This is a genomic window from Streptomyces sp. NBC_00554 (genome assembly GCF_041431135.1).
Taxonomy (GTDB): domain Bacteria; phylum Actinomycetota; class Actinomycetes; order Streptomycetales; family Streptomycetaceae; genus Streptomyces.
Genome location: NZ_CP107799.1, coordinates 2,487,555 through 2,506,148 on the forward strand (window position 1 = coordinate 2,487,555; position 18,594 = coordinate 2,506,148).

The window sequence follows — 18,594 nt, forward strand, 5'->3', positions numbered from 1 at the left end:
CACCGCGAGCGGCTGGCTCGCTGGTTCGACTCGAAGACGACCTTTCCAGGCCCGTGCCGGGCCGTCTTTCGCGTCGGCGCGCAGTCCTTTCGCGTGGACGCGATGCGTGTCGGCGGGGGGCGAGTGGTCCGGGCTGCCGAACAGTCTTCTCCGACCGCGGAAGGGGCCCGGCTGTGCCGGGCCCCCTTCTTCTGACAGCGGGACAGGATGTGGACCTTCGGCCTCAGGGGCGGAGTGCCCGCATTACGCCGGGTCGAGCGCCCCCGCCTGCCGCGGTCCTGTCGCCTGGCCGTTGATGCGCGGATCGACGGGGCGGCCGACGAAAACCGGGGCGTCCGACTGGTAGAAGATGTCGATGTCGGCCTCCTCGCCGCCGACGATCAGCGTGTCCCAGGCGCCGCTCTCCTGCAGGGACCGCAGGGTCGACGGAGCGAGGGTGGACAGATGGCTGCGCAGTTCCTCGTCGCTGGGCAGTCCGGGGAGGCGGGGGGCGAGGCGCTCGCGGATCGCGCGCATCCTCTCCAGCAAGAGGTCGAGATCGGACCGCTCGCCGTCGGGTTGGGCGACGGCCCGTTCCCCTTCCATGCTGTCGGCGATGATGTCCTTGATGGCGCGGGTCACGCCTCGTTCGTCGGTGGTGACCATGGCGTTCCAGGCCCGGCTCTTGTGCCGGTACTGGAGCATGGACATCGCCGCCTCGTGCCGGATGAAGTCGGCGTCGCGCAGCGGACGGCCCTGCCAGACCCGGCTGAGGGAGCGGGAGAGCGAAACAGCCGAGGCGAGACCGCTGTTGAGGCCGCGCCCGGGCCAGAAGTGGATGGCGTTGGCCGCGTCGCCCAGCAGGAAGCCGTAGGTTCCGGGGCTGGTGGAGGTAGGGCGGTTGAGCTGGGCCGTGAACCGGGGGCGCTGCACCATGTCCAGCCGGAACGAGGTGATGGCGCTGAGATCGTCCTCGGGGACGGCGAACATCTTCAGGCCCTCCTGGATCCGCTTCCACAGCGGCGAACTACGCAGCAGGGCGGGCAGGAACAGGGTCCCATGGGTCGGGCAGACGAACTCGTTGTCCTCCTGACGGCTCATCAGACAGGGCCGGGCCGCCACACAATCCTCGAAGACCTGCCGGACCGGGTCGATGCCGATCACTGCGCCGGCCTCCTCGCGGGTCAGCCTCATGTTGAGGAACCCCTCGCCACGCAGCGAGTTGAGCAGGAACCGGTTCTGCGCCACGGTCAGCAGGACGCTCATGGGGTCCGAGAGCTGGGACTTGACCCGCAGTCCAAGGACCAGGTCCTGAAGGTGCTCCCCGTCGAGGGAGTAGATCGAGGAGTCGGCCGCGCCGAAACGGTCCGCGAAGTGCTCCCGGGTGCGCGACCCGCCGCCCTCGGCGATCACCAGGACGTGTTCCTGGGAGAGCCGGCGCTGCTGCTCCGACGCATCGAATCGCTTCGGCACCAGGCGGATCGCGGACTTGGCGTTGGCCAGTTCCAGCAGCTTGTCCTCGATGTAGGCGATCCGGATGTTGCGAGGCGGACGGCCCTCCACCGAGTCCGGCCCCAGGGGCCACATCTCGGAGAATCCGCCCGCGTCGAACAGCGCCGACTGCATCTCGTCGGTGAGCGCGAGGTACTGACGGCTCTGGGCGGTGACGACCTGCATACGCCGGTTGTTGCCGTGGGTCTCGTCCTTCCAGACCACGGTGGAGCCGTTCCTGATCCACCGGCCGTCGTAGACGGTGATGGACGCCTTCCCCGGCAGGGCGTTCTCCAGCAACAGGGCGAAGGCGAGGCCGACCGGGCCTCCTCCGGACACCGTGACCCGCAACTCGCCCGGGTTCGCAGAGGCGTTGGCGCGAGGCAGGTCGAGCTGGGAGAGGTCCAGGACCGTCTCCACGGCCTCCTGCGTCTCGAACAGGAAGGTCTCGTCGCCGATGCGTATGGAATCGCCGGGCACGAGCACGTGACGGGTGACGGGCTGGTCGTTTACAAAGGTGCCGTTCTTGCTGCGGTCGTAGAGGACGAACTCGCCGCCCTCCGCCACGATCTCGGTGTGCAGACGGGAGGCGCTGACACTGACGATGACCACGTCGTTGTCGCTCTTGCGTCCGAATCGCAGTGGAGCGCTACCCAGAACCGCGCTCTGACCGGCGAAGGGACCCGTGCGTCCCACAATGACCGACGACACAGAAACTCCTTGCGAACGTCTCGGGTGCGGCAGAGGAACCGCGCCCTGCGGTTGATCCGCTACGAGAGTGGGAGCCGTACGTCACTCCCACCGAACTCCGGTCCAGTGGGGCTCACTTGACCGGTGATGTCCGAGTCGGCCAACTTCGGTCCGACTCGTGCTTGTTGCAGTATGGCCGATGCGCGGGGATGACTAGGCCGCTCCGCGTCGGCCTTGACGCCCGGTTGACCAGCCGCCGTTCGTCTAGGAGCAAGTCACCGAGAACGGCACCGAGTTGGACACCGCCTCGAACGGTGAGCGGATCTCCACGGCCATCTCGCTGCGGAGGGTTCCGGACTGTGCGTACGTCGACAGCCGCACCGTCTCCTTATGGGTGCGGGGGCCGCCGTCCGGGAACGACAGCGTCCGCCACTGCCGGTCGATCACGGACCCGTTGGTCGAGACCCACCGGTACGAGAACTGGAAGGGCAGCTCGGACACCGTGAAGGTCGCGGTGAACCAGGGGGCCTGCGAGTCCGCCGGAGGGCAGTCGCCGGCGTACGTGGTCGCGCCCCCGGTCGCGGTGACCGAGACGGGCTGCTCGGCAGTGTCGTCCGACCCGCTGCTAGCCGCCCCGGAGGAAGAGGCCTGCGCCTGCCCCGTGGGCGAGCTGCTGCCCTTGCTGCCCTCATCGTCGCCGCCGCCGAGCACATAGCCCAGGCCGCCCACGAGCAGCGCGAGCACGACCGCTCCCGCCGCGTACCCGATGAGCCGTCTCCCCTTCGTGGGGCCGCGACCGGTCGCTTCGGCGTCCCCGGGCTCGAGCACCACCGGCGAGGCGAGCATCGCGGAAGCGGCCGTGGGCACGGGCCCTGACACCGGGCCTGCCGTCTCGGCGGTGACCGCGGGCGCTGCACTGGGAAGCGGGGGTTGTGCCTGGGCGGTGGGGGCGTCGGGTGGTGCCGCGTCCGTGGGTACGACGACCGTGGCGGTGGGGGTGTCAGCCGTGGGTGCCGCCGTGTCCCCGGCGTCCGTGCCGCCTTCCGGGACAGGCGAGGACGCCGAGACGGTCGGTGCCCCGGCCGTGGCCGTGGGCACGGTCTCCCCGAGAGGGGACTCGGCGGTGGGCAGCTCCTCGGCGGCCGCTGTGGGCAGTGGGGCGGACGGCGTGGTGGACGGCGTGGCCGTGTCGGCGCCCGAGGCGCCGTCAGCACCAGCCAGGCGCAGCTCCTGCTCGGCCTGTTCGGCCGACATCCGTTCGTCGGGGTCCTTGCGCATCAGGCCTTCGATGACGGACGCGAGGGGTCCGGCCCGATGCGGCGGGGGCAACTCGTCGTCGACGATGGCACGCAGGGTGCTCAGCGCGGTGGTCCGACGGAAGGGCGAACGGCCCTGGACGGCCGCGTAGAGCAACGCTCCGAGAGACCACAGGTCCGACGCGGGGCCGGGGTTCCGGCCCAGTGCCCGCTCCGGCGCCAGGTACTCGGGAGAGCCGACGAGCTCACCGGTCATCGTCAGCGCGGAATCCCCCTCCACGGTGGCGATGCCGAAGTCGGTGAGCACCACCCTGCCGTCGTCCGCGAGCAGGACGTTGGCGGGTTTCACGTCGCGGTGCAGCACTCCGGCGCCATGCGCCGCGCGCAGCGCGGCCAGCACTTCGGCGCCAATGCGCGCGGTTTCCCTCGGCGTGAGGGCACCCTGGGAGCCGATCGCGTCGGCCAGCGACCGGCCGCGGACGAACTCCATGACGATCCAGGGTCGTCCGTCGTCGGTGGCGACGTCGTGGACGGTCACCACACCGCGAGCACTGATGCGCGCCGCCGCCCAGGCCTCCCGCTCCAGGCGGGTGTACATCCGCTCGACCTGCGCCACGGTCTGTCCGACGGGAGCGCGTACCTCCTTGACGGCGACCTCGCGGTGCAGCACCTCGTCGCGGGCGCGCCACACGGTGCCCATGCCGCCCTCGCCGAGAACGGACAGCAAGCGGTAGCGACCGGCGACCAGCCGTTCGGCACCCGCGTCCGGCGACGCGGTGTTCTGTTGTGGCATGAGGGCCCTGCTCCTTGTCCCTTGCGAACGGCCGAGGAGTGGCGACGCCCCCGTCGGATCCGTGGTCTGCCGGGGCGGTTGCCTTCGGTTCGGCCACGGCCGGACGACCCGCCGGACACAGCCCTTGGACAGTATGATCAAACACCTGAAGTTCGTGAAGTGCGGACCTGGACAAGCGCCCGTACTACCGCTCGCTGTAGGGAAGTTGTGACGTCGCGGCGGTCATACCGTCGACTTCTCTGCGAGCCCCTGGCCTCCGCTCGGCCGCGCGGGCCGCGTGACCCCGCTTGACCGAACAGGGTGACCCGTTGACCAAACAGGGTGACCCGCTTGACCGGAAGCGGACCCGGGTGATTGAACGGGGGCCGTCAGGGTGCCGTACACAATTGCAGGCGCACCGCCCTCATGTGTTCGGGGCCGATCCGCCGCACCAGCACAGTGTTTCGCACGGAAGGACCGCCGGGTGTCATCCCACAGCAGCTCTCGACAGCTACCGAAAACGAGCGAGCCGACGGATGAGACGCAGGCGCCTCCGGATGAGGCACTGACGCCGGAAGAGGGGCTGACGCCCGAGCAGGGGCCGACGCCGGAGGCCGCCGGTGAGACCCCTGCGGACAACGCACCGGAGACCGCTGCCCAAACCACCGACGAGCCCACGCCGGAGGTGGCCCCGGGTCTCGATCGACGAGGATGGCGCATCTGGCGTGGGTGGCGTGACAGGTACCCCGTCGCCGCGAAGGCGGTGTCGTGGACCGTCAACACCCTCGCCGCCGCACTCGTGCTGTTCACCCTGCTCATGTCGAACAACGCCGCCGGCGTGACGCCCATCGCCTTCGTACGCATCCCGGTCGAGGCGATCTTCGGCGCCGCTGTGCTGATCGTCCTGCCGCGCAGGCCGCGCGTCGTCGTGGCGTCGCTGCTTGGGCTGGTCGTCGGAGTGCAGCTGATCCTGAACGTCCTCGACATGGGGTTCAAGGAATATCTCGGGCGGGACTTCAACCTGGTCCTCGACTGGACCCTGTTCGACGACGCGCACACCTATCTCAAGGACACGATCGGCGCGAAGGGCACGCTCGGCCTCGTCGTCGCGATCATTGTCCTCGTCCTTGTCGTGCTCGTCGTCACGGTGCTGGCGGTCGTCCGGCTGGGCAACGTCATGGCCCGGCACACCACCACCGCGACCCGCACGACCCTGGTGTTCGCCACCGTCTGGGTCACGTGCGCGGCCCTCGGCGTGCAGTTCACCGCCGACATGCCGGTCGCCGCCGAGCGCTCGGCCCACCTCGCCCATATCCGGGTGAAGGCGGTGCAGTCGACCCTGCGGGACGAGGCGGAGTTCGCCAAGGTGGCCAAGAAGGACGTCTTCGCCAACACCCCGCCGGACCAGCTCCTTACCGACCTGCGCGGCAAGGACATGATGATCACCTTCATCGAGAGCTACGGCCGCAGCGCGATCGAGGACCCGCTCATCTCGCCGGGGGTGAACGCGACCCTCACAACAGAGAACGAGAAGCTGGAGAAGGCGGGGTTCGCGGCGGAGAGCGGCTGGCTCACCTCGGCGACGTACGGCGGAAGCAGCTGGCTGGGTCACTCCACCTTCCTGTCGGGCCTGTGGATCAACAACCAGCAGCGCTACCGCACGGTCACCAACGGCGATCACATGACCCTCACCAGCGCCTTCCAGAAGACGGGCGCCTGGCGCACGGTCGGCATCATGCCGGGCGTCCAGAAGACCTGGCCGGAGGCGAAGTTCTTCGGCCTCGACAACGTCTACGACTCCAAACACCTCGGTTACGAGGGGCCCAAGTTCAGCTGGTCGCCCATGCCCGACCAGTTCGCCCTGGCCTCGTTCGAACGCCTGGAGCACGGCAAGAAGCAGGACAAGCCCCTGATGTCGGAGATCATCCTGACCTCCAGCCACCAGCCCTGGGGGCCCATCCCCAAGACGGTCCCCCAGGACCAGCTCGGCGACGGCTCGATCTTCGACGCCATCGAGAAGGAGGGCACCGACCCGTCGGAGCTTCTCACCAACTCCACCAGGTCGAAGGAGGAGTACGGCAAGTCCATCCAGTACTCGGTGACCAGCCTCATCGACTACCTGGTGAAGTACGGCAACGACAACACCGTGCTCATCTTCCTCGGCGACCACCAGCCCATCGCCCGGGTCAGCGGCAACAACGCCAGCCGTGACGTGCCGGTCTCCATCGTCGCCAAGGACCCGAAGGTCCTCGACAAGATCGCCGACTGGGGCTGGACGGACGGGCTGCAGCCCGGAAAGAGCACCCCGGTCTGGAAGATGAGCGACTTCCGCGACCGGTTCCTGACGGCGTACGGTTCCACGCCGACCCCGTGATGACGAATCGGACGCCAAGCCCGAGACCGCGCTGCCCCCGAGAAGCCACCTGACGCTCAACACATCCGAGTTGATGGAATACCCGAATACTCACGGCCGTTTCGAGCGTCGGTCGGCGCGTCAACTTCGGGCATTGCGCGACGTCCACGCCGGGGTATAATCCCATATGAACGTAAACCGTGGCGCGTTGGAATCCCTCAAGGCCGATCCGGCTGCTTCTTCTATCCGCCGGTCGCTCGAGTTCTACTACGGAAACGCCGGCCAAGACGTGGCGATGGACGCTTTCTACGGCCAGTTCGTGAAGCCCGGCGACCTCGTTTTCGACATTGGTGCCCACGTCGGTGATCGCATCGGCAGTTTTCGTCGTCTAGGTGCACGTGTGACGGCAGTTGAGCCGCAACCACTGTGCATCCGGGCCATCCGAGAAATCTATGCCGGTGACGAAGACGTGGTGTTGGTCGAAGCCGTGTGCGGTGCACACGGAGGAGCCACGAAGTTCTATGTCAACTCGGCGAATCCCACCGTTTCCACAGCATCGGCGGAATTCGTGAAAGCCGCTGATGGAGCGAGCGGCTGGCAGGACCAGGTATGGGACGCGGAGATGGACGTGTCGGTCGTCACGCTCGACGATCTCATTCGAACCTACGGTACGCCCGCGTTCGTCAAGGTCGATGTCGAAGGTTTCGAAGCCGCAGTGCTGGACGGCCTCAACCACGCGTTGCCCGCACTGTCATTCGAGTTCACGACGATCGAACGTTCAGTGGCGCAGCGCTGCCTCGACCGCGTGACCGGACTGGGGTTCGAGCTCTTCAATCTGTCCATGGGAGAGAGCATGAACCTGGAGTTCGACGACTGGGTTTCGTCGGAGACGATGGCCGCTCATATTCTGGCGCTTCCGCATGAGGCCAACGCCGGCGACATCTACTGCCTGTCACTGCCGAGCGCAAGTCAGTTGTAACGAATTAGTTGTAACTGAATTCCCTCACGCGCTTCAGCGCCGACTGTCGCCACAGATACCCGACATCGATGCCGAACGACCAGACCAGCGTACCGATCGAGACCGCGACGCAGGCTTGGGCCATTGGCGTGGGAAGGAGACCTGCACTGGCGACAACCAGTACAACTCCTTGTGATGCGGCCACAACTTTTCGGGACATCCGGAAGGGCAGCGGGGCATCCAGCCACGGCATCACCCGTGATGCCAGTACGAAGGCGTAGCGGAAAAGCCCGATCGTAACGGCCCACCAACCGAGAGATGTCCCGAGGTAGATACTCAGGACAATCGCCAGGACGGAGTCCGCCTCCATGTCGAACCGTGCACCGAATCTCGACGCGGTTCCTGTGCGGCGGGCCACCTGACCGTCTCCGGCATCGAGAATCAAGGACACCGCAGCCAATCCGATCAGTACTGCCCGATGCTCGTCTCCGACAACGGCGTCGGCCACAAGAGCGGCTACACCACCGGTCAGGATCAACCGGCAAAAGGTGACGCTGTCAGCGGGCCCCCATTGGCGAACGTCAGGATGTTGCAGGGCGCGGGAGAGCAGGACCCACGTGGCAACGGAATATCCCAGTCCGATGAGCCAACCGGCTGCACCGAGCCCCACCGACGCCGCCAGCGAAAACAGAACCGCCGCCTGGGCCAGGACGCCCAGAGCCGGCGGGTAGATCCGGAGATCTACTGCTCGCTGTCCGAGATCCGTCACTATTCCTCCTGAAGACCACCCGTCAACACGGCCCGGTATTGGCGCCGTGCCCTGATCAATACGTCCGCCGACGGCACAGAGTTCAGCTGACGCACAGGCATTTGACTGTTTTCTGTCCCGGGAGCCCGTCGCCGACGGGGAGCAGGCCCATCGGAGGCGAGTACTGCCCCCGGCCCGTCCCTGCCACCACGGGGTGAGAGAGCAGAGAGTAGGCCCACCAGGGCCAACAAAAGCGGTACGACGGCGAGTCGGCCCCTCGGCCGAGGTACACGGATGCGGCAGGCAGCGGTACGTCCCCGCCATGCCGAGCAGCAACGAGAAGGGGCGCTTCCCACCTTGCTCCGAGCAAGGTGGGAAGCGCCCCTTCCACCGTGGCAACCAGTCAGAACCTGCGTCAGACGTCGCCAGTAACGCGCACGGCGCACATTACGTACACCACCTAAAACAGCAGGTCACGCGCCCTTTGCGGCAGGCTCCAGAATCGCCACGCACTCCACGTGGTGCGTCATCGGAAACAGGTCGAATGCCCGAAGCGTCCGCACCTTGTACCCGCCGTCGCGGAAGTACCCCAGGTCGCGGGCGAGCGCCGCAGGGTCGCAGGCGACGTACGCGATGCGGCGGGCGCCGAGAGAGGACAGGTGCTCGACGGTCTTCTTGCCGGCGCCCGCGCGGGGCGGGTCGAGGACGATCAGGTCGACCTCGGTGATTCCGGTGCGCGGGAGGACCGCCTCGACCTTGCCCTGTTCGATCCGGACGCGGTCGAAGGCGGCGAGGTTGTGGCGGGCGTCCTCGACCGCGCGCTTGCCGGACTCGATGCCGAGGACCGCGCCCTTGTCGCCGAGGCGGTCGGCGAGGGCGCCGGCGAAGAGGCCGACGCCGCAGTACAGGTCGAGCGCCATCTCGCCCTTGCGCGGCGTCAGGCCCTGCATGACGGCCTTCATCAGGGTGTCCGCGGCCTGCGGGTGGACCTGCCAGAAGCCGCCGCTGCCGACACGGTAGGTGCGACCGTCGGCCCGCTCGCGGACGAAGGCGCGGCCGTGGACGCGGTGGATACCGCCGTCGTGCTCCTCGACGCGCATGACGGAGACGGGCTTGTCGAGCTCGACGAGGGGCAGGCGGGCGCCGGGCCTGGGCTCCAGGATCACCATGCGGTCCTGGGACCCCGTGGCGGCGATCGCCTCGACGGACTCCATGCCGGACCAGTCACGCTCCTCGATGCCCAGCTCGCTGACGCCCGGCGCCGCGATCATGCAGTGCTCGATCGGCTCGACCTCGTGCGAGCGGTGGCGGCGCAGCCCGGCGTTGCCGTCCGCGTCGACGGCGTACTGCAGGCGCGTGCGCCAGGCCGGGACCTCGCCGGCCGGCAGCTTGTCGCCCTCCGCGGGCATCACCGTGCCGTCCCAGCCCGCCTCCTCCGGCGTGAGGCCCGCGAGCCGCTGCAGCTGCTCGGTGATGACCTCGCCCTTGAGCCGTCGCTGAGCGCCCGGCTTGGCGTGCTGCCAGTCACAGCCGCCGCAGCGGCCGGGACCGGCGTACGGACAGGGCGCCTCGACGCGGTCCTTGGACGGTTCGAGCACGGTGACGGCGTCGGCGCGCAGGAACCGCGCACCTTCCTCGCCCTCTGTCACGCGCGCGAGGACCCGCTCGCCGGGCAGGGCGTGCCGCACGAAGAGGACCTGGCCCTCGGCCGTACGGGCGATGCAGTGCCCGCCGTGGGCGACAGGGCCGATCTCGACCTCGTACTCCTCCCCCACCAGCGATTTCTTCGGTTCTGCCTGCATGGCGGGGTGACTCCAAATGCGAATGGGTGCGGAAACGGTGCGGGAAGGGGGAACGGCCGGACAACAGCCCACCAGTCTACGTGGACACTGCCCGGCCGCTCACCACAAGGCGAAGGGACATCAGCCCTTCGTCGGCTCCGACGGCTCCTTCGGACGCTCGTGGGCGGGACCACGCCGCACCGCCCCTGGCGCGCTCCAGTCCTGCCGCTTGCGGGCCCGCTTCCGCGCGACCTCGGACGACTCCAGCTGGTAGGGCACCGACGTCACCATCACGCCCGGCGTGAACAGCAGCCGGCCCTTCAGCCGGAGGGCGCTCTGGTTGTGCAGTAGGTGCTCGTACCAGTGGCCGACCACGTACTCGGGGATGATCACGGAGACCACGTCGCGCGGCGAATCACGGCGCAACCCCTTCACGTACTCGATGACGGGACGTGTGATCTCGCGGTACGGCGAGTCGAGGACCTTCAGCGGTACGTCGATGCCGCGCCGCTCCCACTCCTCGCGCAGGGCCTTCGTCTCGGCCGGGTCGACGTTGACGCTGAGCGCCTCCAGACTGTCGGAGCGCATCAGCTTGGCGTAGGCGAGGGCCCGCAGTGTGGGGCGGTGGATCTTGGAGATCAGGACGACGGAGCGGACGCGGGAGGGGCGGACGCTGTCGTCGGAGGGCCCCTCGGGCGCGATCAGTTCCTCGGCGACCCGGTCGTAGTGCTTACGGATCGCGCTCATCGTCGCGTAGAAGATCACCATGCCGAGCAGGGCGACCCAGGCGCCGTGCGTGAACTTCGTGACGAGTACGACGACCAGCACAAGGCCGGTGAAGAAGGCTCCGAAGGTGTTGATCGCGCGGGAGCGGATCATGTGGCGGCGCTTGGCCTGGTCCTTCTCGGTGCGCAGGTGACGGTTCCAGTGCCGGACCATGCCGGTCTGGCTGAGCGTGAAGGAGACGAAGACACCGACGATGTAGAGCTGGATGAGCTTGGTCGAGTCCGCCCCGTAGGCCCAGACGAGCACGGCGGCCGCGAGCGCGAGCAGCACGATGCCGTTGGAGAAGGCGAGGCGGTCGCCGCGGGTGTGCAGCTGGCGCGGGAGGTAACGGTCCTGCGCGAGGATCGAGCCCAGCAGCGGGAAGCCGTTGTACGCGGTGTTGGCGGCGAGGAAGAGGACCAGCGCGGTGGCGGCGGCCAGCACGACGAACGGGAAGCTGCCCTTGCCGAAGACTGCCTCGGCGACCTGCGAGATCACCGGGTTCTGTACATAGTCGGCGCCGACCGCCACGCCGTTGTGGATCAGGTCGACGGCCGGGTTCTCGGCCATCCGCACCTTGGTCGCCATGGCCAGGGCGATGATGCCGCAGAACATGGTGACGGCGAGCAGGCCCATCGCCGCGAGGGTGGTCGCGGCGTTCTTGGACTTGGGCTTGCGGAAGGCCGGGACACCGTTGGAGATCGCCTCCACGCCGGTGAGTGCGGCACAGCCGGAGGAGAAGGCGCGCAGCAGCAGGAAGACGAGGGCGAAGCCGGCGAGTCCCTGGTGCTCGGCCTGGATGTGGAAGTCGGCGGTCGGCGCCTTCATGGTGTCGTCCAGCACGAGCCCACGGAACGAGCCCCACGCGATCATGATGAAGACGCCCGCCACGAAGACGTACGTCGGAATCGCGAAGAGCTTTCCGGACTCCTTCACTCCGCGCAGGTTCATGAGCGTGAGCAGCACGATGACGGCGACCGCGCAGAGCACCTTGTGCTCGATCACGAACGGGATCGCCGAGCCAAGGTTCTCGATGCCGGACGCGATCGACACGGCAACGGTGAGGACGTAGTCGACGAGCAGCGCGCTGGCGACCGTGAGGCCCGCCCGGGGGCCGAGGTTGGTGTTGGCCACCTCGTAGTCGCCACCGCCGCTCGGGTACGCGTGCACGTTCTGTCGGTACGAGGCGACGACGGTGAACATCAGCACGACGACCGCGACCGCGATCCAGGGGCTGAAGTGGTAGGCCGACACGCCCGCGATGGAGAGGACCAGGAGCACTTCTCCGGGTGCGTACGCCACGGAGGAGAGCGGGTCGGATGCGAAGACGGGGAGTGCGATGCGCTTCGGCAGGAGTGTTTCTCCGAGCCGGTCACTGCGCAGTGCGCGCCCGATCAGGATCCGTTTGGGCACGTCGGTCAGTTTGGACACGCAGAGGATCGTAAGCGTTCGAACGGGGGCCCGCCCACCTGCCGTCCGACATCTGGCGTCCGAGTGAAAACGGGCACATGCCGCGCTGCGGATTCCGCACCCGCGGAGATCCGCATGCCTATATGAAAAACGTCCATATTTGCCCGCTTATGGAGGTTCCATGCACGCCACCGCGGAGCTCATCGGCGCGGCCGCCGGACTCATCGGCCTCGGAATCCTCACTCTGGTGAGCGTCCGCAGCATCAACCGCCGCTGATCGCGGCCGATCGCCACTGATCGCGGAAATCCAGCGGGCGAACGTGCACGGGGGTGCCCCCGACTGACCGCGCGTGTGTAGCTTGGGCGGCGGTCTGAGACCCTGTTTAGCCTGAGCCGTAACCATTCACATTCGGAAGGACGGTCGTGCACATCGTCATCATGGGCTGCGGAAGAGTGGGTTCCGCTCTTGCCCAGACCCTGGAGCAACAGGGGCACACGGTCGCCGTGATCGACCAGGACCCCACCGCCTTCCGACGACTGGGCTCCGGGTTCGGCGGCCGTCGTGTCACCGGAGTCGGCTTCGACCAGGACACCCTGCGCGAGGCGGGCATCGAGGAGGCCGGGGCGTTCGCCGCGGTCTCCAGCGGTGACAACTCGAACATCATCGCGGCCCGGGTGGCCCGCGAGATGTTCGGCATCGAGAACGTCGCGGCGCGCATCTACGACCCGCGCCGCGCCGAGGTCTACCAGCGCCTCGGCATCCCGACCGTCGCCACCGTCCGCTGGACGGCCGACCAGATGCTCCGCCGGCTGCTGCCCTCGGGCGCCGAGCCGCTGTGGCGCGACCCCACCGGCGGCGTACAGCTCGCCGAGGTGCACACCTCCACCTCCTGGGTCGGCCACAAGATCAGCCGGCTCCAGGACGAGACCGGCGTGCGCGTGGGGTTCCTCACCCGGCTGGGCGAGGCGGTCCTGCCCACCTCGCAGACCGTGCTGCAAGAAGGCGACCTGGTGCACGTGATGATGCGCACGTCCGACGTGGACAAGGTCGAGGCGTCCTTCGCCAAGGGCCCTGAAGAGGAGACCGGTCACTGATGAGAGTCGCCATTGCCGGTGCCGGCGCCGTGGGCCGCTCGATCGCGGGCGAGCTCCTGGAGAACGGTCACGAGATCCTGCTGATCGACAAGGCGCCGACCGCCATCTCGGTCGAGCGCGTCCCGCAGGCGGAGTGGCTGCTCGCCGACGCCTGCGAGATCACCTCCCTGGACGAGGCCGCGCTCCAGCGCTGCAACGTGGTCATCGCGGCCACCGGCGACGACAAGGTCAACCTCGTCGTCTCGCTGCTCGCGAAGACCGAGTACGGGGTTCCGCGGGTCGTCGCCCGCGTCAACAACCCCAAGAACGAGTGGCTGTTCAACGAGTCCTGGGGCGTCGACGTCGCCGTCTCCACCCCGCGCCTGATGTCGGCCCTGGTCGAGGAGGCCGTCAGCGTCGGCGACCTGGTCCGACTGCTCCGCTTCAGCCACGGCGACGCCAATCTCGTCGAGTTGACCCTGCCGCCGGAGTCCGCCCTGGCCGGCACCCAGGTCGGCGACGTCGAGTGGCCCGAGGACACGTCCCTGGTCACCATCATCCGCGGCACCCGCGTCCTGACCCCCTCCCGGGAGGACTCCCTGGAGGCCGGCGACGAGCTCCTGTTCGTGGCCGCGCAGGCCCGCGAGGAGCAGCTGGAGGACCTGCTGTCGGTGCGCCGCGAGGACGCATCGAGCTAGCCGCTTCCTGTACGACGATGGGGGCGCCCGGAGAATTCTCCGGGCGCCCCCATCGTCGTACGGGCTGAAGTGCTTACGCCTCGCGGCGGTGGCTGGTCGGAGTGGTCTCGCCACGCTCCTGCGCGAGTGCGGCCTTCCGCTCCTCCTCGGCCTTCTCCTCGGCTTCCATTTCCGCGAACACGTCGATCGGCGGCGGCGCCTTCGCGAGGAAGACCCAGGTGAGCCAGACGGCGAGCAGGAAGGGCGGGATCTTCAGGGCGATCAGGACCCAGCCGAACTGGGTGGTGTCGGCCCACCAGTAGAGCGGGAAGAGGACCGCGCACTTGGCGAGCAGGATCAGGCCCCAGGCCCAGCTGGCCTTCGTGTACGCCTTCTTGCGGCCGGGGTTGCGGGTGCGCCAGGAGAGGTTCTCCTTGAAGACCGGGCCGAGCATCAGGCCGATCAGGGGCACGCCCGCGAGGGTGGTGACGATGTAGGCGAGGGCCAGGCCGAGCGTGTAGAGCATGCCCGGCAGGTAGAAGTCCTTGGCGTTGCCCGTCATCATCGCGAAGACCACACCGAAGGCGACGCCGAAGACGCCGCTGAAGGCGTGCTTGACGGTGTCCTTCATGACCAGGCGGACCACCACGAGCAGCACGGACGTGGCAAGGGCGGCGATGGCCGCCGAATGCAGGTCCTTGTTGATCGTGAAGATGGTGACGAAGAGGAGGCCGGGCACGACGGTCTCGACCATGCCCCGCACACCGCCGAACGCCTCGAAGAGCGCGGCCTCCGTCACCGCCCTCGAATCCTGCTGGGCGTCTTCGGTCGGCTTGTCGAGCGACGTCACCGGCTACTCCCGTCCGAGCGGTCTGAGTTCGTACTTCGGGTTGAACAGCACCCTACGGCCCCGGCTCATGGAGACGCGGCCCGATGCGATGAGCTTGCGCCCCGGCTCGATACCCACGATGGAGCGCCGGCCGAGCCACACCACGTCCAGGGCCGCCGAGCCGTCGAACAGCTCGGCCTCCAGGGCCGGGACTCCCGCGCGCGGCCGCAGAGTGACCGTGCGCAAGGTACCAGTAACCGTCACGATCTGTCGGTCGTGGCAGTCACCGATGCGCGTACAGCCCGCGGTCTCGGCGTCCTCGCGCAGCTCCTCGGACTCCAGGTCCTCCTGGGACGAGGAGAGCCTGTCCAGCATGCGCCGGAACCGGCCCGCCGGCTTTTCGGAACGAGGAACAGCACTCATACCGAAAGCGTACCGGGGCCCGCTCACAGCGTCGTACCCGCGAGGGTCCGCGTTCGAACATACCCGCGATGATCAGCGTTCGAACCGGTATCCCATCCCCGGCTCCGTGATGAAGTGCCGCGGATGTGAGGGGTCCACCTCCAGCTTGCGGCGCAGTTGCGCCATGTAGACCCGCAGATAGTTCGTCTCCGTGCCGTACGACGGCCCCCACACCTCCTGGAGCAGCTGCTTCTGGCTGACCAGGCGGCCCGTGTTGCGCACCAGGACCTCCAGGAGGTGCCACTCCGTGGGGGTCAGCCGCACATCGCGTCCGTCGCGGTTGACCTTCTTGGCGGCCAGGTCGACGGTGAAGTCGTCGGTCTCGACGATCACGTCGTCCTCGCCGGCCCCGGTGGGCTCCGCGCGACGGACGGCGGCGCGCAGCCTGGCCAGCAGCTCGTCCATGCCGAAGGGCTTGGTGACGTAGTCGTCGGCGCCCGCGTCCAGGGCCTCGACCTTCTCGTCGGAGGAGTGCCGGGCGGAGAGCACCAGGATCGGCACCCGGGTCCAGCCGCGCAGTCCCCTGATCACCTCGACACCGTCCATGTCGGGCAGGCCGAGGTCGAGCACGACGACGTCGGGGTGGCGGGCGGCGGCGAGCTGGAGCGCGGTGGCGCCGTCGGGGGCCGCGTCGACCTCGTACTTGCGTGCCTTCAGGTTGATGACGAGGGCTCGGGTGATCTGGGGTTCGTCATCGACCACGAGGACCCGGGTCATGAGGCCTGCCTTTCTGCTGCTGGTGCTGCGGTGGTCAGGTCGGGGCGGCTGTCCACCGCCCGGAGCGTGAGCACCATGGTGAGTCCGCCGCCGGGGGTGTCCTCGGCGTTCAGTGTGCCTCCCATGGCTTCGGCGAACCCGCGGGCGACCGCGAGGCCGAGGCCCACCCCGGTGCCGCGCGGAGCGTCACCGTAGCGCTGGAAGGGCGCGAAGATCCGGTCCTTGGCCTCGTCGGGGACACCGGGACCGCGGTCCACCACCCGCATCTCCACCCGGTCGGCCATGGCGCTCGCCGAGACCAGGACCAGTTCGTCGGCGGGGCTGTACTTGACGGCGTTCTCCACCAGGTTGGCGACGGCCCGCTCCAGCAGCCCCGCGTCGACCGCGACCATCGGCAGGCTCTCCGGGATCTCCAGCTCGACACTGTCCTCGGGTACGCCGCCGAGCGCCATCGGGACCACCTCGTCGAGGTCGATCTCCCGGATCAGCGGAGTGACGGTGCCGGTCTGCAGGCGGGACATGTCCAGCAGGTTGCCCACCAGGTGGTCGAGCCGGTCGGCGCCGTCCTCGATGCCTTCGAGAAGCTCCGCCTGATCCTCCTCGGACCAGGCCACGTCGTCCGAACGCAAGGACGAGACCGCCGCCTTGATCCCGGCCAGCGGGGTGCGCAGGTCGTGACTGACAGCGGCCAACAGCGCCGTACGGATCCGGTTGCCCTCCGCCAGCTCCTTGGCCTGGTCCGCCTCGTGCTGGAGCCGCTGCCGGTCCAGGACGACCGCGGCCTGCGCGGCGAAGGCAGCCAGAACCCGGCGGTCGGAGGCGGGCAGGACACGCCCGGACAGCGCGAGCGCCATGTGGTCGCCGACCGGCATGTCCACGTCCGCGTCCTCGGGCCGCTCCACCAGCGGACGCGGGCCCACACTCCCCGCGCACGTCCACGGATCGACGTCGCTCTCCCGCTCGAGGAGCGCCACCGACTCCATCCCGAACGTCTCGCGGACCCGCTCCAGCAAGGCCTCCAGGCTGGTCTCGCCGCGCAGCACACTGCCCGCGAGGAAGGAGAGGATCTCGGACTCGGCGCGCAGGCGTGCCGCCTGGTGGGTGCGGCGGGCCGCGAGGTCCACCACGGAGGCCACGGAGACGGCGACGCCGACGAAGATCGCGATGGCGACGATGTTCTTGGGATCGGCGATCGTCAGCCGGTGCAGCGGCGGCGTGTAGTAGTAGTTCAGCAGCAGGGAGCCGAAGGCCGCCGAGGCGAGCGCCGGGTACAGGCCGCCGAGCAGGGCCGCCGCCACCGTCACCGTCAGGAACAGCAGCATGTCGTTGGCGAGGCCGAGATCCACCGTGTTCAGGAGCAGCGCGAGGACCACCGGGCCCCCGACGCCGACGATCCAGCCCCAGATGATCCGGGACCGGCCGAGCCGCGCACCCCTCGCGACCGGCAGCCCCCGCCCCTTGGCGACCTCGTCGTGGGTGACGATGTGCACGTCCAGGTCGGAGCCCGACTCCCGGGCGACCGTGGCACCGACGCCCGGCCCGAACATGTACTGCCAGGCCTTGCGGCGCGAGGAGCCGAGCACGATCTGTGTGGCGTTGACACCCCGCGCGAAGTCCAGCAGCGACGCCGGTATGTCGTCCCCGACCACATGGTGGAAGGTGCCGCCCAGGTCCTCGACCAGGGTGCGCTGGACGGCCAGTTCCTTGGGCGAGGCCGAGGTCAGACCGTCGCTGCGGGCGATGTAGACGGCCATCACCTCACCGCCCGCACCCTTCTCCGCGAGCCGTGCGGCACGGCGGATCAGGGTCCGGCCCTCCGGACCGCCGGTCAGCCCCACCACGATCCGTTCCCGCGAACCCCAGATCTTCGAGACCCGGTGATCGGTGCGGTACTCGGTCAGGTACTCGTCCACCCGGTCCGCCACCCACAGCAGCGCCAGTTCGCGCAGCGCGGTCAGGTTGCCGGGCCGGAAGTAGTTCGACAGCGCCGCGTCGACCTTGTCGGACTTGTAGATGTTGCCGTGCGCCATGCGTCTCCGCAGCGCCTGTGGCGACATGTCGACCAGTTCGATCTGATCAGCGCGCCGGACCACCTCGTCCGGAACGGTCTCCCGCTGCCGTACGCCCGTGATCGACTCCACCACATCACCCAGCGACTCCAGGTGCTGGATGTTGACGGTGGAGACGACATCGATCCCCGCGGCCAGCAGCTCCTCGACGTCCTGCCAGCGCTTGGCGTTCCGTGAACCGGGGACATTGGTGTGCGCGAGTTCGTCCACCAGGGCGACGGCCGGGGCGCGCCCCAGTACGGCGTCCACATCCATCTCGGTGAAGAGGGAGCCCCGGTACTCCAGCTCCCTGCGCGGGAGCTGCTCCAAGCCGTGCAGCATCACCTCGGTGCGCGGCCGGTTGTGGTGCTCGACGAACGCGACGACGCAGTCGGTACCCCGCTCCACGCGCCGGTGCGCCTCGGAGAGCATCGCGTAGGTCTTGCCGACGCCCGGTGCCGCGCCGAGGTAGATCCGAAGCTTGCCGCGTCCCATGGCCCCTATTGTCTTCCTGTCACCGCTGTGTACGCAGCGTCGACCCTACGGCCAATAATCCCGGCAAAAGGGGCAGGGGGTCTGCCGGG

Annotated in this window: 13 protein-coding genes; 4 read left to right on the top strand and 9 right to left on the bottom strand. The window is 68.5% G+C overall.

Annotated elements, in window-relative coordinates:
* Positions 1-243: 243 nt before the first annotated feature.
* Both OG266_RS10835 and OG266_RS10840 read right to left on the bottom strand, forming a co-directional pair.
* Entirely contained in the window at positions 244-2,181 is a 1,938-nt protein-coding gene (locus OG266_RS10835) for an FHA domain-containing protein (protein WP_371545042.1), read from the bottom strand.
* Between the two features lie 243 nt (positions 2,182-2,424).
* Positions 2,425-4,209 (bottom strand): protein kinase, encoded by a 1,785-nt coding sequence (locus OG266_RS10840; RefSeq protein WP_371545046.1) that lies wholly within the window; start codon positions 4,207-4,209, stop codon positions 2,425-2,427.
* Positions 4,210-4,951: 742 nt separating this feature from the next.
* On the opposite strand from OG266_RS10840, the gene OG266_RS10845 reads away from it, so the two are divergent.
* Both OG266_RS10845 and OG266_RS10850 read left to right on the top strand, forming a co-directional pair.
* Complete coding sequence (locus OG266_RS10845) at positions 4,952-6,562, top strand: sulfatase (RefSeq protein ID WP_371545049.1); 1,611 nt, start codon at positions 4,952-4,954, stop codon at positions 6,560-6,562.
* 187 nt (positions 6,563-6,749) lie between these two features.
* Positions 6,750-7,520, top strand: a complete 771-nt coding sequence (locus tag OG266_RS10850; protein WP_371545052.1) for an FkbM family methyltransferase — start codon at positions 6,750-6,752, stop codon at positions 7,518-7,520.
* A gap of 4 nt (positions 7,521-7,524) precedes the next feature.
* On the opposite strand, the gene OG266_RS10855 is transcribed toward OG266_RS10850, so the two are convergent.
* From OG266_RS10855 to OG266_RS10865, 3 genes are all read right to left on the bottom strand, one after another.
* Positions 7,525-8,268, bottom strand: a complete 744-nt coding sequence (locus tag OG266_RS10855; protein WP_266474229.1) for a CDP-alcohol phosphatidyltransferase family protein — start codon at positions 8,266-8,268, stop codon at positions 7,525-7,527.
* Positions 8,269-8,720: 452 nt separating this feature from the next.
* Positions 8,721-10,049 (bottom strand): class I SAM-dependent RNA methyltransferase, encoded by a 1,329-nt coding sequence (locus OG266_RS10860; protein WP_371545055.1) that lies wholly within the window; start codon positions 10,047-10,049, stop codon positions 8,721-8,723.
* 120 nt (positions 10,050-10,169) lie between these two features.
* Positions 10,170-12,224 (bottom strand): APC family permease, encoded by a 2,055-nt coding sequence (locus OG266_RS10865; protein WP_266474231.1) that lies wholly within the window; start codon positions 12,222-12,224, stop codon positions 10,170-10,172.
* Between the two features lie 402 nt (positions 12,225-12,626).
* On the opposite strand from OG266_RS10865, the gene OG266_RS10870 reads away from it, so the two are divergent.
* Both OG266_RS10870 and OG266_RS10875 read left to right on the top strand, forming a co-directional pair.
* A complete protein-coding gene (locus OG266_RS10870) occupies positions 12,627-13,298 on the top strand; it encodes a TrkA family potassium uptake protein (protein WP_266474232.1) in 672 nt (223 codons plus the stop codon).
* Positions 13,298-13,975, top strand: coding sequence for a TrkA family potassium uptake protein (locus tag OG266_RS10875; protein ID WP_266474233.1), 678 nt, complete (start codon positions 13,298-13,300; stop codon positions 13,973-13,975). The genes OG266_RS10870 and OG266_RS10875 overlap by 1 nt, the downstream gene beginning before the upstream one ends.
* Before the next feature lie 73 nt (positions 13,976-14,048).
* Here OG266_RS10875 and OG266_RS10880 read toward each other — a convergent pair whose 3' ends face one another.
* The 4 genes from OG266_RS10880 to OG266_RS10895 form a co-directional block, all read right to left on the bottom strand.
* A complete protein-coding gene (locus OG266_RS10880) occupies positions 14,049-14,804 on the bottom strand; it encodes a DUF3159 domain-containing protein (protein WP_371545058.1) in 756 nt (251 codons plus the stop codon).
* 3 nt (positions 14,805-14,807) lie between these two features.
* Positions 14,808-15,206, bottom strand: a complete 399-nt coding sequence (locus OG266_RS10885; protein ID WP_266474235.1) for an OB-fold nucleic acid binding domain-containing protein — start codon at positions 15,204-15,206, stop codon at positions 14,808-14,810.
* A gap of 72 nt (positions 15,207-15,278) precedes the next feature.
* Entirely contained in the window at positions 15,279-15,962 is a 684-nt protein-coding gene (locus OG266_RS10890) for a response regulator (protein ID WP_266474236.1), read from the bottom strand.
* Entirely contained in the window at positions 15,959-18,505 is a 2,547-nt protein-coding gene (locus OG266_RS10895; RefSeq protein ID WP_371545061.1) for an ATP-binding protein, read from the bottom strand. The genes OG266_RS10890 and OG266_RS10895 overlap by 4 nt, the downstream gene beginning before the upstream one ends.
* Positions 18,506-18,594: the final 89 nt, after the last annotated feature.

Bases quoted from the DNA above. Each gene is read 5' to 3' on its own strand.
- OG266_RS10840 (WP_371545046.1), bottom strand. From the start codon at position 4,209: ATGCCACAACAGAACACCGCGTCGCCGGACGCGGGTGCCGAACGGCTG.
- OG266_RS10860 (WP_371545055.1), bottom strand. From the start codon at position 10,049: ATGCAGGCAGAACCGAAGAAATCGCTGGTGGGGGAGGAGTACGAGGTC.
- OG266_RS10875 (WP_266474233.1), top strand. From the start codon at position 13,298: ATGAGAGTCGCCATTGCCGGTGCCGGCGCCGTGGGCCGCTCGATCGCG.
- OG266_RS10885 (WP_266474235.1), bottom strand. From the start codon at position 15,206: ATGAGTGCTGTTCCTCGTTCCGAAAAGCCGGCGGGCCGGTTCCGGCGC.
- OG266_RS10890 (WP_266474236.1), bottom strand. From the start codon at position 15,962: ATGACCCGGGTCCTCGTGGTCGATGACGAACCCCAGATCACCCGAGCC.
- OG266_RS10895 (WP_371545061.1), bottom strand. From the start codon at position 18,505: ATGGGACGCGGCAAGCTTCGGATCTACCTCGGCGCGGCACCGGGCGTC.